At 49.2% G+C, this 16,482-nt stretch carries 12 protein-coding genes; 6 read left to right on the forward strand and 6 right to left on the reverse strand.

Going from position 1 to position 16,482, the window contains the following annotated elements:
- The first annotated feature begins 107 nt into the window (after positions 1-107).
- Positions 108-1,946 (forward strand): sensor histidine kinase, encoded by a 1,839-nt coding sequence (locus NST84_RS29850; protein WP_342563616.1) that lies wholly within the window; start codon positions 108-110, stop codon positions 1,944-1,946.
- A 6-nt stretch (positions 1,947-1,952) separates the two neighbouring features.
- Complete coding sequence (locus tag NST84_RS29855) at positions 1,953-3,491, forward strand: response regulator (protein ID WP_342566556.1); 1,539 nt, start codon at positions 1,953-1,955, stop codon at positions 3,489-3,491.
- 64 nt (positions 3,492-3,555) lie between these two features.
- Here the strand turns inward: NST84_RS29855 and NST84_RS29860 are convergent, their stop codons facing one another.
- Positions 3,556-4,725 (reverse strand): cobalamin-independent methionine synthase II family protein, encoded by a 1,170-nt coding sequence (locus NST84_RS29860; RefSeq protein ID WP_342563617.1) that lies wholly within the window; start codon positions 4,723-4,725, stop codon positions 3,556-3,558.
- 252 nt (positions 4,726-4,977) lie between these two features.
- On the opposite strand from NST84_RS29860, the gene NST84_RS29865 reads away from it, so the two are divergent.
- On the forward strand, positions 4,978-7,611 hold the full coding sequence (locus NST84_RS29865; protein WP_342563618.1) for a family 16 glycosylhydrolase: 2,634 nt from the start codon (positions 4,978-4,980) through the stop codon (positions 7,609-7,611).
- A 77-nt stretch (positions 7,612-7,688) separates the two neighbouring features.
- On the opposite strand, the gene NST84_RS29870 is transcribed toward NST84_RS29865, so the two are convergent.
- The 3 genes from NST84_RS29870 to NST84_RS29880 form a co-directional block, all read right to left on the reverse strand.
- Positions 7,689-9,275, reverse strand: a complete 1,587-nt coding sequence (locus NST84_RS29870; protein WP_342563619.1) for a copper amine oxidase N-terminal domain-containing protein — start codon at positions 9,273-9,275, stop codon at positions 7,689-7,691.
- Between the two features lie 115 nt (positions 9,276-9,390).
- Positions 9,391-9,924, reverse strand: a complete 534-nt coding sequence (locus NST84_RS29875; protein WP_342563620.1) for an AAA family ATPase — start codon at positions 9,922-9,924, stop codon at positions 9,391-9,393.
- 12 nt (positions 9,925-9,936) lie between these two features.
- Complete coding sequence (locus tag NST84_RS29880) at positions 9,937-10,716, reverse strand: hypothetical protein (protein ID WP_342563621.1); 780 nt, start codon at positions 10,714-10,716, stop codon at positions 9,937-9,939.
- 252 nt (positions 10,717-10,968) lie between these two features.
- On the opposite strand from NST84_RS29880, the gene NST84_RS29885 reads away from it, so the two are divergent.
- A complete protein-coding gene (locus tag NST84_RS29885) occupies positions 10,969-11,178 on the forward strand; it encodes a YetF domain-containing protein (RefSeq protein WP_342563622.1) in 210 nt (69 codons plus the stop codon).
- 11 nt (positions 11,179-11,189) lie between these two features.
- Here the strand turns inward: NST84_RS29885 and NST84_RS29890 are convergent, their stop codons facing one another.
- Complete coding sequence (locus tag NST84_RS29890; RefSeq protein ID WP_342563623.1) at positions 11,190-11,594, reverse strand: VOC family protein; 405 nt, start codon at positions 11,592-11,594, stop codon at positions 11,190-11,192.
- Positions 11,595-11,667: 73 nt separating this feature from the next.
- Positions 11,668-12,615 carry a YafY family protein gene (locus NST84_RS29895; protein WP_342563624.1) on the reverse strand — a complete coding sequence of 316 codons (948 nt, stop codon included), beginning with the start codon at positions 12,613-12,615 and terminating at the stop codon, positions 11,668-11,670.
- Between the two features lie 225 nt (positions 12,616-12,840).
- Between NST84_RS29895 and NST84_RS29900 the strand changes: the two genes are divergently transcribed.
- Both NST84_RS29900 and NST84_RS29905 read left to right on the forward strand, forming a co-directional pair.
- Positions 12,841-15,186 (forward strand): hypothetical protein, encoded by a 2,346-nt coding sequence (locus NST84_RS29900; protein WP_342563625.1) that lies wholly within the window; start codon positions 12,841-12,843, stop codon positions 15,184-15,186.
- Positions 15,187-15,447: 261 nt separating this feature from the next.
- Positions 15,448-16,425 (forward strand): hypothetical protein, encoded by a 978-nt coding sequence (locus NST84_RS29905; protein ID WP_342563626.1) that lies wholly within the window; start codon positions 15,448-15,450, stop codon positions 16,423-16,425.
- The last annotated feature ends 57 nt before the right edge of the window (positions 16,426-16,482 follow it).

The following is a 16,482-nucleotide window of genomic DNA, read 5'->3' on the forward strand; positions in this document are numbered from 1 at the left end:
TTTTGCAGCGCCTGTTGTGGAGTCTGCAGTGAATAGGTGCATTTTGCTGATTACCTGCCTGTATTTTTGTAATACATGGTATATTACAAATATGGGGAGGTATGGGAATGAAGGCCGTACAGACAACAATAAGGAAGCTTTACCGCAATTCACGGATCTCACAGAAGCTGTTTCTGGCCTTCAGCCTGATGATTGCGATCCCGGCCATTGTTATATCCTTTCTGTTCATCCGCACACAGGAGGCCCAGCTGTATAAGGATGCCATGGCCGAGGGCAGCAGTCATGTGTCCCGCTTGGAGGGGCAGCTGCGCAGCCGGCTGACGATGCTTGAGAACGCTTCCTCAACTGCGCTGACACAGAAGGGCTTCGTGGATTTCATCCACTCTGACATGCAGGCTGACGGTCTGCAGCTGGTAAAGTTCCGGCAGAACCAGTATGAGCAGATGCATAATATCATCCAAAGCTACGATCTGGTCAGCCAGCTCAGCTTCTATGTCGATAACCCCGGCCTGCATGAGATATGGCCGGAAATCTACCGCTATGACCGTTTCTGGCCGCAGGATTACTGGATGACGCTGCGTGAAGAGAACGGGGCGGCTTTCCGCTTATTTTCCCTGCAGGAGGGGGAACACACTTTATCTTACTATAGACTGGTCCGGCTTCAGGGCAAGCAGAACGAACGGCCGACCATTATGGAGATCCGGGCCCGGCATAGCGCGATTTTCAGCGATTTACTGGAGGAGAGGGACGGCAGCTTTTTCTCCGTCGTTATGGATGGAAGCCAGCCTTCCCACAGCGTATATAATGCCGTGCATGCGTCGGCTCTCGTGGCAGACGGGCAGCTGGACGATATCCTCACCCGCGTCCACAACCGGCTGGATGTGCTGCAGCACGATGAACCCGTCCAGATCACTTCCGGCGATCAGACCTACTATGCATTGTACCGGTACATCGCACCGCTGAACGCCTATATCGTCGACATCACCTCCCACCAGGAGCTGATGAAGGGGCCGCGGAACTGGTATTTTCTTGTGGTGGCTATTACACTATGCGTCCTGCTGATGATGATGGTCATGATCTCCTATATGACCCGGCGGATCTTCCGCCGGCTGGAGATGGTGCTGGCCTCTATGCGCAAGGTGCGTCAGGGCCAGCTGGATGCCAAGATTCATACCGGACTTAGCGATAGTGATTCCGGCGATGAAATTGATTATGTCGCTGTCAGCTATAACAGCATGCTGGACGAAATCCAGCGGCTGATGACCCAGGTGGTTGATAAGCAGCTAATCGCCAAAAATGCGCAGCTCCATTCCCTGCATTCGCAGATTAACTCCCACTTCCTGTACAATGCGCTGGAATCGATCCGGATGCGCGCGGAGGTAGAGCGGCAGCCGGCCATCGCCGGAGCGCTGGTATCGCTGGGCTCACTGCTGCGCTACAGCATGCAGTGGCGCGGGGATACCGTCAGCCTGGGCGATGAGCTGGCCAATATCCACAGCTATATCCGCTTCATTAACTTTATGGAGGGAAGCAGCCTCGAGCTGCGTGCCGAGCTTCTGCCTGAGGTGCTGCGCTACCCGATCCCCAAAATGTGCATGCAGCCCATTGTTGAGAACGCCGTGCATCATGCGGCGCCTCCGGGAGGGAGCGTAGCCATCGAAATGAACGTGAGGGTGGAGAACAGCTTCATGCTGCTGATTGAAATCCGTGACAACGGCACCGGCATTGATCCGCAGACGCTCAGCCGCCTGCAGGAGGAAATGGCCGATGAGTCCGACCGGCCGATTGTCGCCAGCCGCAACGGGCTGGGACTGGCGAATGTGCATAAACGGCTGCAGCTGCATTACGGCAAAGGCAGCGGGCTTTCGATTGAAAGTGTACAGGGTGCCTACACCAGTGTCACCATACGTTTGCCTTGGGAGCAAGTCAATCTGGGAGGATGGTAGAAGTTGATGAACCTGCTGATTGTGGACGACCAGAAGCATATCCGCGACGGGCTGCAGGCGATGGTGAGCCAGTTCCCGCAGCAGCCGGACAGTATCTATAGCGCGGCCAACGGTATTGAAGCGCTGCAGCTGCTCCGCCAGTACAGCATCCAGCTTGTCATTACCGACATCCGCATGCCCGATATGGACGGCCTTGAGCTGATGGCAAGGACCCGGGAGGAGCAGCTGACCGTCGATTACCTGATCATCAGCGGCTATGGCGATTTTGCTTATGCCCAGAAGGCAATCGGCCTGGGAGCAAAAGGTTATCTGCTCAAGCCTGTGAACCGCGAGGATCTGCAGGCCTCGGTGGAGCATGTGTGGCAGGAGATCATGACCCGGCAAGCGCTTTCCCGCGATATGGAGCAGCTGTCCCGGATGGCCCGGGAGACGGACCGCAAGGAGCTGAGCCTGTACATGCAGGGCTCGGCCTACGACGAAGCGTGGACTTTCAGGACGGAGCAGCAGCATCCGGAGCTGTGGGCCAGCTACCGGCTGTGCCTGCTGAGCGAGGAGCGGCGGATCAACCAGCCGGGCGCGAGCAGCGCCCACAGCATGGAGTCGCTAGCCTACAGCGTGTACGGCAGCGGAGGCTGCATCTGCCTGCAGCGCCGCCCGCATCTGATTCTGGCGGTAGACGCCGCCGCAGATACGGGGAAGCTGCCCGAGGCGCTTAAGGCTGCGCAGATCGCGGCGACAGCGGCCATAACCGGGCCGCAGCAGGGCTTAAAGGCGCTGCCCGCTGCCTACACCGAGGTGCAGGAGCTGTACAGGCACAGCTATCTGTTTCCTGAGCTGCGCTGCATTCTGCCGGAGAAAACGGCCGGGCTGGTGCAGCAGTGGCAGCTCCCCCATGAGGAGCTGTACGCCCTGTTCCGGTTCATCGGAGCGGATAGCGGCAGCCGGATCACCGAAGGCATCTCTATGCTTTTTCATAAAAATGTACTGCAGCGCTATCACATCGGCTATACAGAACGGCTATGCCGGGCGGTGGTGCAGATGCTGGAGGAGTACGAATGGGTAATCCGCCCCTACATGGGCGAGGATGCGCTGGATATCGATCCGCTGCGCAATCTCTATGATCATCCGGGTATCCGCGAATATATTCAAGCGCTCCAGCAGCAGATGCTGCGGCTGAGCCAGTTCTATCACGAATTCAAGTGCAGCTACCGCAACTCCCAGGACCTGAACGAGGCGATCCGCTTCATCCACGAGAATTACCACAAGCCGCTGGATCTTGCGATGGTGTCCAACCATGTGTCGCTGAACTACGCTTACTTCTCCAACCTGTTCAAGAAAAACGTTGGCAAGGGCTTCGCCGAATACCTGCGCGATGTGAGACTGGATAAGGCGCGCCGTCTCCTGGCCGAAACGGAGTATAAGATCGTCGAGATTACGCCGCTGGTCGGCTACGAAAGCTACAAAAGCTTCACCCGCGCCTTCCGCGAGGTCATGGGCATGCAGCCCACGGAGTACCGGCAGATGGTGCGGCGCAAGCAGGGGTAGCGCACGGTTTGCGCAGAAAAAAAGGCCTTAATCCAGCGAAGCGCTGGACTAAGGCCATCTTTTTTTATACAGACTGGGTCTGCCAGTATTGCTTGGCAATCCGCTGCCCTTGGTTGATTTTTGCCCATTGCTCGTCTTCTGTCAGCTCATTACCGCCGTCGCAGGAGGCAAATCCGCACTGATGGGAGAGGAACAGCCGGTCTTTATCAATAATCGTCGCTGCTTCATTCAGCAGTCTGACTACGCGCTCTTCATCATCAAGCGTATTGGTCTTGGAGGACAGCAGGCCGAGTACAATCTCGGTATCCGGGCGATCCTTGAAGACAGCGAGAGCCTCAAGCGAACCCGCGCGCTCATCATCCCACTCCAGGAAAAAGCGGTCATACTTCAGCTGCTTCAGGAACAGGTTGGCGATCTTAACGTACGAGCCCCCGCCCATGTTGCGGGAATCATAATTGCCGCGGCAGTTGTGCGTCCATACCTTCAGGCCAAGGCTATGTCCGTAATCAATCACGGTGTTGTTAATATCAATGAATTCAGTGGCAAGCGCCTGTACTTCCTCCTGATTGATATTTTCGCCGGTATACGGGGAGTTTGGGTTATCGTCTGCAAAAAGCTCCCACAGGCAGTCGTCGAACTGAATGATTTTTCCGCCAAGAGCCGCAAATTCCCCCACGAATTCCTTATAGGCCTTAACGAGGCCGGCTTTCAGCTCCTGTCTGTTCTTGTAAACGGCATCCTTGCCGCCAATGTTGTCAGACCAGGACAGCTCTCCAAAAATATGCGACGGTGACGGAACGCACAGCTTCGTTTCACGGTCACCGGCATGCTCCTGGAACTCCTTGAATATTTTGATAAAATGATGGTTCTTCCCGCTCAGCTCACCTGTAATCCGCAGGCCGATATCCTTGCGCGTCTCATATTTAGAAGTGCCGTCTGTATCCCGGAAAAAGTACCCGTGATCCGCGATATAACGCTCAACTCCTTCAAAGCCCCAGACAAAATCCAGATGCCACATCGATTTGGAATACTCGCCGTCCGTGATTACCGACAGGCCGTGCTCGATTTCCTTGTTCACTACATCCTTTATCGCCGCAGCCTCGCAATTCTCATAGCCCGCAAAATCCTCATAAAACGGATAGCTGATATCGTCCCGGTGCTCAATCTGCGTTTTATATTTTAACAGTTCCGACGGCCGTAACAGGCTGCCTACAATTTGAAATTTATTACACATGATAAAATCCTCCTCCGTTATGCTCGCATCAAGTTCTTCGTGCTGTGATTGTAGCATGCGGCTGAGGCCGGCCGATAACACCTAAATGTCATATCTGGCTATAGGGAGGGGCTATAGCTCCCCAAAACCAAAATATTGGGCCTGTATATAAAATCCTGTACCTTTTACCGGGCTTGCCCATTCGCTAGAATGAAGATGTACCCTATTGTAAGCGGTTTCCATAATGCCAGACTATTCTAAAGGAGGGCAAGTATGAAACGATTGTATAAGGCTGAGCTCCGGTTCTCGCACAAGGTATGGAGTCTGTTTCTCGTGCTCGTAATGTTATCGGGCATAGGGCTGCTACCGGCTTCTAAGGTTCAGGCAGCGGCTACTACGGTATCGTCCATGGCTTATTTCTCGGCGGCAGACGGGCCGGTCATCTCCAAATCAGGTGTAGGACAAGCCAGCTACGGGTTTGTTATGCCAATATTCAATGGCGGTGCTGCAACCTGGAATGATGTATCCGGCGATGTCGGCGTCAAGGTGAAGAAAAATGGCAACTGGGTAGACATCGACAGCGCAGGCGGCTTCGTCTACAACCAGAACTGGGGGCACTGGAGCGACGGCGGTGCGAACGGCTACTGGTTCACTCTCAGCGCGACTACTGAAATTCAGCTCTACTCCAAAGCCAACAGCAACGTTACGCTGAATTACACACTGGCGTTCCAGAACGTTAACACGGCGACCATTACGTCTATGGCAGCCACACAGGGGCCAGTGCTTACTGCAGGCTTTACTGGCAGTGCGGGCTTTACGTATCCGGTGTTCAACAATGATCCGAATCTCATCTACGCCGCTGTAGCCCAGGATCTGAAGCTGTCCGTCAAGCCGGTCAGCAGCAGCCAGTGGGTTAACATCGACAACAATGCGGCCAGCGGCTGGATCTACGACAGCAACTTCGGCCAGTTCACCGAAGGGGGCGGCGGCTACTGGTTCACAGTAACGGAATCCATTAACGTGAAGCTGGAATCCAAAACCTCGGGTGCCAGCCTGGTCTACACCATTAACTTCGATCAGCCGGTCCGCAATTCGTATGCGCTGTCCGCCTACGACAGTAATACGACTTACACAGCTGACAACAGCGGCTCCATCGGCTTCCCGCTCCCGAAAATTGACGGAGGCGCGCCGATCGGCAGTGAGCTGAATAAATTCGTCTATCAGATTAAAAAATCCGGCGTATGGGTCGATCTCAGCAGCTCCGCCCAAAGCGGCTTTGTCTATGCAGGCAACGGGTACAATAACATGTCCGCCGCCAACCAGTGGGGATACTGGGCTGACTATATCTACGGCCTGTGGTTCCAGCCCATCCAGGAGAACATGGAAATCCGCATCGGCTATCCGCTGAACGGACAGACCGGCGGCAATGTTGGCACCAACTATGTCTATTACAATTTTATCGGCAATCCTAACGCTCCCCGCCCGGATGAATCTGACCAGGAGGACATCGCTATCGGTACGCCAAGCGACCCGGCCATCGCCGGCATGAACCTCATCTGGCAGGATGAATTCAGCGGCACCGCGCTTGATACGAGCAAATGGAATTATGAGACCGGCTATTACATCAGCAACGATGTGAACAGCTGGGGCTGGGGCAACGCCGAGCTGCAGCATTATACCAACAGCACGCAGAACGTGTTCGTGTCCGGCGGCCAGCTGAATATCCGCGCCCTGAACGACCACCGTTCGTTCCCGCAGGACCCTAACCGGTATGCGGAATATTCCTCCGGCAAAATCAACACCAAAGATAACCTGTCCCTCCAGTACGGCCGGGTAGACATCCGCGCCAAGCTGCCTACCGGAGACGGCATCTGGCCGGCGCTCTGGATGCTGCCTGAAGATGCCGCCTACGGCGCCTGGGCTGCTTCCGGTGAGATCGACATTATGGAAGCCAAGGGCCGGCTGCCGGGCACAACCAGCGGCGCGATCCACTTTGGCGGCCAGTGGCCGGTGAACCGCTACATTGCAGGAGAGTATCACTTCCCGCAAGGGCAGACATTCGCGAACGATTACCACGTCTATACGATGGTATGGGAAGATGACAATATGAAATGGTATGTGGACGGCCAGTTCTTTTTCAAGGTCACCCGCGAGCAGTGGTATTCAGTAGCCGCACCGAACAATCCGAATGCACCGTTCGACCAGCCGTTCTACCTGATCATGAACCTGGCAGTCGGCGGACATTTTGACGGCGGCCGGGTACCGGCAGCATCCGACATTCCGGCTACCATGCAAGTGGACTATGTACGCGTGTATAAGGAAGGCACCGGCGGAAATCCGGGTAACCCCGGCAACGTTGCGGTCAGCGGAGTCACGGTGACACCGGCCTCCCCGCAGATTGAAGTCGGTCAGAGCGTTCAGTTAGTCGCTAATGTAGCGCCTTCGAATGCTACCAACAAGGCAGTCAGCTGGTCCGTTTCCAACCCGGCGGTTGCTTCCGTTAATGCCAGCGGCAGCGTAACCGGAATTGCGGCGGGCACCGTCACAGTAACCGCTACAACCGCTGACGGCGGCAAAACCGCCTCCAGCACCATCACCGTCGTAACCCCGCCGCCTGTCACCGTAGTCATCGGCGATAGCGTACGCGGCCTCAAAAAGACCGGCAATAACCTGCAATTCTACGTCAACGGCGCAACCTTCGCCGATCTGCATTACAAAATCAACGGCGGCGGCCAGCTCAATGTAGCCATGACCTCCACCGGCAACGGCAACTTCACCTACCCTGTGCTGAACCTGCAGCAGGGCGACACGGTAGAGTACTTCTTCACCTACAACCCGGGCCAGGGAGCACTCGACTCCCCTTGGCAGACTTATGTGCATGGGGTGACGCAGGGGGTAGCGGAGTAAGGTCCGCAGCCGTGGTATGAAAAGAGACCTCAATTCCGCTCAGCAGAGCGTGTTGAGGTCTTTTTTTTTAGGCAGGTTTAAGGTCTAACACTAAGGATTTTTAACCGCCCGTTTTTGACAGCCGCCCAATAAACAGCTCCATCATAATATACCGGACGCTCAAATGAGTTTAACGGTTGTCCGCCTAGTGAGGTTGCGGGGGTGATAACCGTTCCATCTTCAGATAAAACCATGTAGAAGGTATCCTCATTGGTTGACCATAATATAACAATGCGGTCATTAGCCGATACAACCTGTGGGGCAATAACATCTGTATCGTTATAATCAGTAAGCCAGTGCACACCGTAGTCCGTTACACTTTCGAGCGGTGAATTATCCCCGTCATTTATATCTGTTGAAAGCGCACCACTGCGAACCTCTCCACCTGTAAACATAGCTTCAGAGACCTGGGCTGCTTGCGGGTCAAAGATTTGTACAAATAAATTTTGCTTCTCACTCTTTGCCTTCTCGCTTATTGATTTAGCAGATGCACCAACCAAGGCGACACCTTTACTTGTTTCTGCAAGCCCTCCAAGCTGGGCAAACGTTGTATTCACTATATACATATCATAGTTTGAATTTGCTTCAAGATAGAAATGGAACAGTATTTCTGAGTCATCGCCATATTTTCCGGAGCTATTATTAACTCTGAACCCGCGGGCGTACGCATCACCATGACTGGCAAACAGAAGACCCGATGACTTCTTGCTGTAAATCAGACTTTGGTTAAAAGAATGTCCGCTATAGGTATCATTAGGCAATGAATATGCCGACATATCGGCTATTTTTACAGCAATGACATTATCACTCTGATGCCCGTCGTATCTCTCTTTGGAATGATAATTGACCAATATGCCATCTGATATAACAGATACGGAGTTGCCGCTATCAAAAGGAACCTTAGTTTTTGCTGAATCAGCCTCACGCCATGGTGTAGATTTCCCTACAAACCCGGTTGTTTTCAGCTCTTGTCCTTCTGGTGAGTATTTTGAAATAAAGACCGTTTCAATTGAAGCATTTTGTGTATTATTTGCTTTTCCCCAAACGACATAAAAATTACCATCGTCATCTGAAATGACATCCCCAAGAATGGGATACTTCACTTCTAAGGTCATCGTTTTGCCGGGAGTTGTTATCTTAAGCTGATTACTGTCGGCATAGGCGTACGCGAGACCTTCATTTTTATAAGGAAATTGGTGAACCGGGGAGATTTGTGCCCAATTATCAACTCCATACGCTTGTGTATTCTCCAGATCATCCACGATAATAGCGCCCTCTTGCTCAATGGAAAGGGTCTGCTCAGCTACGTTCCACGTTACTTCATAACCAAGGTTCTCAACTACTGCACGAATGGGCAATAATGTGCGTCCATTATAAATCTGTGGCGGAACATCCAGTTGCACCGGAGATCCTCCGCTGACTTGCATTAGCTGGCTGTCGATTTGCAGACTTAGTGTTTTATTACCTTTACTTACAGTCGTAGTCCGGGTACTAACATCCCATTTAATGGTTGCACCGATCTTCTCACAAACCGCACGAATTGGAACCAGTGTCCGGCCTTCAAAAATAACGGGGGGCTGATCAAACACGACACCGTCCCCTTCAACGTTGACCTTTATATCCATGCTAGCCGCAGATGCGGTTGTACTTATCGCCGGTAAACACAACGATAATCCTAATAATAACGTAAGACACTTTTTCAAATCCTTCAGCCTCCAATATGTAAGATGAACCTGCCTTTCAATTCTCGATAACCCATTCGCCTTCGCCCTTTGGCTCTTCAAAGCCGCTAAGAAAGGTATTTAACAGCTCCTCTGTAATCGTAAAAGCAGCATTTGCATCAAAACGTTCACTCCGTACCTTCAGCCGCCTCCGCAGCTCATCCGGATGCACCTTCAGGTAGATCAGCTTCCACCTGCCCCCTGCCTCTTCGATCAGCCGTTTATACTTATCCCTTTCCGCCTTGTTCCAGAAGCTGGAGTCCACCACAGCCGGTTTGCGCTCTTTAATGCACTGTGTAATCTGGTTGTGCAGACTGAGATGCGCCTCATTCAGATACTCCCGGTACTTCTCGGCCGGATAGTCAATCCCGTACCGTCCATGAACCGCCCACACCTCTTCATCAATAGACAGGCGCGTGAAGCCGTACGGCTCTATTTTCTGCGAAAAGGTCGTCTTGCCCGAGCCCGCTATCCCGCACATCAGTACAACCAAAGGCTTATCCGAATCATCGTCTGGGCCGAGCAGCTGCTCCAGGTCTGCTTTTTGTAACATTGTATGTCCCTCCTATCTGGCAATTAGCTTATGAACCAGGCTTCGTATCTCCGTGCTTAGTCTTGGATTGGCCGGGTAGACCGCTTCAATGAACTCTAAAATGCATAGCGCCGACTCTGGTACACGATCATATCCCTGCAGCATACCGCCAAGCTTTTCGGCAAAACCGGGGTACCGCTTCTCTAAACGGCGCTCATTCCCAAAGGGGTCGGGATAGTAATCGACCTCCGGCTCCAGCAGATGAAGCACCGACAAAATCCGGTCAATCGCATGCCCCTGAATAAACCGCGCTGCCGACAGGCGCTCTCCCCTCGCATAACGGCCCAGTCCCACATACAGGTTGGTTAATGCCTCGTTCAGCGGAAAGTCCAGAGCATCACACTTTTGACTCGGCAGCACTCTGCGCGGTTTGGCAATGGCAGTGTTGCTGTACAGCGGATCCTTCCACACCACCCGGCCTTCCGTATAAGCGGCATCCGTCAGCTCCCGCTCCTCAAATATCGCGTATTCCCCGTAGATCCCGTCCTCGAACAGAATTTTACAGCCTACATCAGAATTTTTAAAAGCGTACGCAAGCGGATATGTCTCCTCCAGCCAATCCAGCCGGTCAATATACCTGTCCTTCTGCCCTGTTTCCACAATAACAAAAAAATCCAAATCCGAATACTCATCCATCCGCTCCAGCTCCACCCCCACCGACCCCACACCCAGCAGCAGCAGCGCCCCGCCCTTACGTCCGAGCGTCTCCCCAATCTCATCCAGCCTTTGTAAAAGCAATTCTGTCCGCAGCACGCTAATATTCCTCCCTATGCCGGAATGCAAAAAGGGCCCAACCCACACTTGTCAGCGAGGTTGAACCCTAAGGTTACATTGCCTTTGATATTCTAGAGTAAAAATAGCATTTGGTGGGGGCGGGTGTCAATTAGAGATAAATTTAGATACTTATCTCATGATTTTACTAAAAGGTAGGAGCAGGCGGTTCGGCTATTTTCATACGTATTAAACATTTCATAGTCTCCAGCGTACACGTTCCCCTTTTCATCGGTGATCATTCCATCTGAAGCGTCTACGGGTCAGCAGTGCCGAACTGCGACCGTCGTCATCGAGAACGGCAAAATCATGGAAGACAATTTCGCCCACAACAGGCTGACCGTCCAATGGCTGGAGCAGGTGCTGCAGCAGCGGAGCAAGTCTGTCTCCGATGTGTTCTATGCCGTGAGAGGTACGCAAAATCAGTTATATTTTGACTCATGAAGATCAGTTAATCAATGCCTGCCCCTGAACCGTTTAATCGCATCCTCGGTCACCGGCTCGAAAAGGTTAAGAAGGTTGCCGTCGGGATCGCGGAACAGCATAGAACGGTTCCCCCACGGCATCGTGGTCGGTTCCATTACCCAATTATCGACAAATGACTTCAAGCGCACATATTCGGCCTCGACATCGTCGACGCGGAACTCAATGATGACAGTGCGATTATTGGCCCCCACTACGGAACCGGCGCCGAATAGCTGCGTCGTCTGGGAGTGGCCGATTGCAAGGGTGCATGATGGCACAACGAGTTCGGCAAATACGGGCGCGGGTCGCTCCGCTGAAACCCCCATGACTTTCTCATAGAACTCGACGAGACGATTCACATCGTCAGTAATGATGCGTACAGAAGCAAAATTCACAAAATATCATCCTTCCTATACTCCTTTATGTCTACATACCCGATAATAAAATAACGCTACTGACAGCGTTATGTCAGTAGCGTTCTAAGATTTTTTGGGCTTCCTCACGAATCTTATTCCGGAATGATTCAGGCTCCAATACGATTACACCCGCTCCCCAGCCGAGCACCCATTGAAGCAATTCATCCAGTTGGCGTACGCGTAAAACCACATCTAATCCAGCTTGATGCTCTTTCATTCCTTCAATGTAATGATAGTTGGATTGCTTCAACTTATCTGCGAGGTCATGATTAAATCGAAGATGAACTTGCAAGTGGCGATCATCCGGAGGGGTATACTCTCTTAAGTCAAAATGCACAGGAAGCTCGAATCGCTCTTCCAGTTCTACAAGTTCAGTCATTCGGGCCAATCGGAAATGGCGAATGTCGTGGCGTAAGTCGCAATAAGCCACGAGCATCCATGATCCTTCAACGAGTACGAGGCCATAGGGAGCTACGGTGCGATCGCTATGGTGGTTCCCCGTGGAATCGGTATTTTTCTTCGAATAATGAAATCTGATCTTTCGCCCATCTAATATTGCCCGGCGAATCTTTTCAAGATTATCCCTTTCATTTGATAGAGCTTCCTGTTTGCCCGGAGCAAGCAATCGCAGCGCCTTGCGTATACGGGAGGTCTCATTGCGGACACCGTCTGATAAAGTGGCCTCGATCTTCCTCCGCGCAGCATTAGCTCTGTCTCGATAATCATCATCAAATCGAAGCTTGATAAAATCCGTCCCTATGAGTAAGGTCACGGCTTCTTCTATAGTGAAGCTGATCGGCGGCAGAAAATATCCCTCCATTAAGGAATACCCTGTACCTGTAGTGCCTATAATCGGCACGCCTGCTTCGCTGATTGCCTGAATATCCCGATAAATAGTCCGTACACTGGTTTCAAATAGTGCCGCCAAATCTTCGGCACGTACCACTTGCCTGCCTTGCAACTCCAGCACGATGGCTAATAAACGGTCTGTTTTATTCATTGCTGCCCCCTCGAAACGGTATGCTGTGCAACAGAAGCTTGCCCCTACTTATGATACGGTTCACCGTAACATCTGTAGAGCGAAATTTTTATAAACAACGCAAATTTCTATAATACAATGAATGATCCTGAGTTCCATATTCTGAACCATACAAAGAAGGAGATTGTTGTCATTTATAGAATTATAACTTATGTATTGGGAATTTTGTGAAGGGGGTCATCCTTAATGGAAAAGGCATTCTATGCTTACTCTAGCCAACGGCAAGATTTATTAGAAGATATTAGAACAGCAGTCAAAGCAATAAACAGTACCAATCCAGAAATAAGCATTAGCACATGGGAAGATTATGCAATAAGTGGGAGATACATAATTAATGGAATCTTAGAAGGAATTGCAGCTTGTGATCTTTTTATGTGTGATCTTACATATCTAAATTATAATGTACTTTATGAATTAGGTTATGCGATTGGGATGGGTAAGAAAGTCTGGATCACCCTAAATAATACCCACCCCAGATCAACAGTTAATTTCAAAACTTTAGCGCTACTATCAACTATAGGATATTCCGGTTACCAAAATACAAAAGAATTACAGAACAATTTTTTCAGTGAACTCCCCTATGTTAATACTCAACCTAACATCATTATTCCGGACGGTGGCGTCGATCGGCATATTTTATATCTAAAATGTGAAGCATCGACAAGCGCGTCAGCAGAGGTAAACGAACGTATCAGTAAATCGCAGATACCTACTACAATTGATGATATCTCAGAAGAGAGAAGACCATTAAGTTGGTACTTAGATTTACTACCTAGTTCATTTGGAGTAATTATTCACTTTCACACATTAGGAAGTGAGAAAGAGTCTCCTCATGATGTAGCAAGAAAAGCACTAATAGCCGGACTTGCAAAGGGGATGGGAATAAAAACCCTGCTCCTGGCACACGCACCATTTGAACGTCCCCTAGATTATCATGATGAAATAAGAGAACATAAAAACAGTAATATCTGTGCTAAAATTACGAAAGAATGGTTAGAACCTGTCGCATCAGAGTATCGAGATATGCAAGAGCAACATCGAGAATATAAAATAGAGCGCAAGGCAGCTAACAAACTTTCAAATTTCACTCTCGGTGATTATGTTGCTGAAAATGAAAATCAAGATTTAATTGATTATTTTATGGAAACTGCGGAATTTAGGGAGGCTTTAGTGGCCCAACAAATACTATTTGTTGGTAGGAAGGGTACCGGTAAAACTGCAAACCTAATTAATTTAAGAAATAGAATGCAACAAGACAAAAGAAATTTTGTTGTGGTTATACAACCTCAAAATCATGAGTTTGAAGGCGTACTTTCTATTATGGAACAAATGGTTTATAGCTCTGAACAAGGGCACTTTATCGAAAATATATGGAAATTTTTGATTTATACTGAAATTGCACGTCAGTATTTTAATTATCTAGAAAAACAACCTCTACATGTCGAAAAAACCGAAGATGAGAAACAGCTAATACAGTTTGTTTCAGAACATAAAAGAATTATTGATGCTGACTTCACACTGAGATTGGATAATATCGTAACCGATCTTAAGTCTGTTGATACGTATGATACAGTAGAACAACAGCGCTCAAAAATCAGCGAATATCTGCATAAAAGTATGCTGGGTCATCTTAGAACTCATTTAGGCAAGGTGCTTCAAAGAAAACAAAATGTAAAGATACTTATTGATAATCTGGATAAAGGCTGGAATGATAGCGCAAACTTAAGTAATCTTGGAGATCTTTTGTTTGGTTTATTGAGTGTTGTCCACAAAGTCACTGGGGAGTTTCAAAGAAATGACTACAGGCATGTGAGTGTTAATCTAACTTTAGTTGTTTTTCTCAGAAGCGACATTTTCTCTAGAATTATGAGTCATGCGCCAGAAAGAGATAAAATTGCAACGAAACATCTAAACTGGTCAGACCCAACACTGCTATTTCAAGTGATTGAGAAGCGAATCAATTTCAGTAGTAATGGTGTGACAAGCCCAACTACTTTTTGGAGGGACTACTTTACAGAGACTGTAGATGGTCTTCCTTTGAGAGAATACGTAACAAACTTAATAATCCCTCGTCCTCGTGATATTATTCTTTTATTCAAACTCGCCCTGGAAGAGGCTGTGAATAACGGTCACGGAATTGTAGAAGAAATAGACTTTAAGAAAGCTGAATACAAGTACTCTGAATATGCTTTACAATCACTATTTCCTGAAAACGGAAAAAGAATTCCTGATTTAGAGTCAATCCTTTATGAGTTTGTGGGTAGGGATCATATTATGAATAAACCTGAACTGGAAGACTGTATACGACTTAATACAACTGAAGACCCTGATTTTATAATACAAGTTTTATGTGAATTGACCTTTTTGGGATTAGAGGTAAAGGATAATTCATTCGAGTATTATAGTGAGCGACGTCCTGATAAAATTACAAATAAATTAGCTCTAAGACATTCTGAGCGTACTGGCCAACCTATCAGATATAAAATTAACCCTGCTTTCTATAAGTATCTTGACATAAACTTTAATGAGTGACTAAATACAATATCAACAGAGCAAATGAAACTTTTTAACAATAGGCTACACATTGATTATTCTCTGATAACAAAGAATTTTTAGATGGAGTCCCTTCTGCTATTTAGCTGAAGGGGTTTTTATTTTCCTAAGTGTTTATAACTTAATCTTTTACAAGCCGAATGAACTAACAAAATTGTGTCTAAAGAAAATAGGAATATATATTATTAAATTGAAGAATACCTTGTATAGCCTATTCTATCTATGGAGGTTTACTTACTCATGCGCATCATCCAAACTCAGCAAGACCTCACCTCTCTACATTCCTCTAGCCTTACCCCACCTCTTTTGTCCCATATCGAACGTTATTTCAATCAACTGAAGGAAATGCACGGCGACACTGAAGACACCGTCTTCTCTCTTCAAAAGCACGGCTACATTGTTATCTTGGAGCCAGGTGACAATCTATACGATCTGAGCATTGTCGGACTAAACCGGGAAAATGCTGGCCTACTCGGTAGCAGGCCAGAATATGTAGAGGCCATTGGTCTCAATGGCCTCATGTTGTACAAGATTGTAGTTATGTACACGGACGAATACCTTATGACCTTCTTCACCCTCGCCGGTTGGCATGATGAAGCAATTGAAAGTTGGCTGAGGCAAGAAGCCGGAATAGAATCGCGGGCAGACGAGCAAATAGCAGACAATGTCAGGAATTTGTTTGAACGAAATGATCTCAATCCTGAAAGCCAATCCGGAAGCAACGTCTGGGTTGCTTTAGCCGCAACTCTTTCAATCAACGAGAAAACACCCACCAGTATGATCCCCGATTACGCCCAACCATTCACTTTCGATAGTGACCCCTTCTCCCTAAGCAATCAGCCTACTCATATTGTCCGTGCTGTTCTACGTACCACACACCCAGATACCGGAACCAACGAATATGTAGATGGGAACACCCTTCTATTTCGAGTCAATGAAGCAACAAATCAAGCAGAACTCATGTATGAAGAGGATGCTTTCGGTGACACGCCCGATTTCCAAGGTGGCAATGTCCCTGATGCCTATCACTGGGTATGCGAGTTGTCCAAGCCCTTCTTTATACGTCTGAAAGATCCTTTCCTCACTTCAGCGCAACGCACTCTCCTCAATGGCCACGATCAAGACGAGCCGCTCCCCGACCTCACAGTAACGTCAGCCACTCCTCCATCTTCTGATACGATCGAATTCTCTCCTGAAGATTTAGAAGGCCTCTTCTAGCTCCCCAAAATACCGTCATTTCCGCCAGTCCTGAATACTAAATGAATAGGAGTCCTG

It is taken from the genome of Paenibacillus sp. FSL R7-0345, from assembly GCF_038595055.1.
Lineage (GTDB): Bacteria > Bacillota > Bacilli > Paenibacillales > Paenibacillaceae > Paenibacillus_AQ.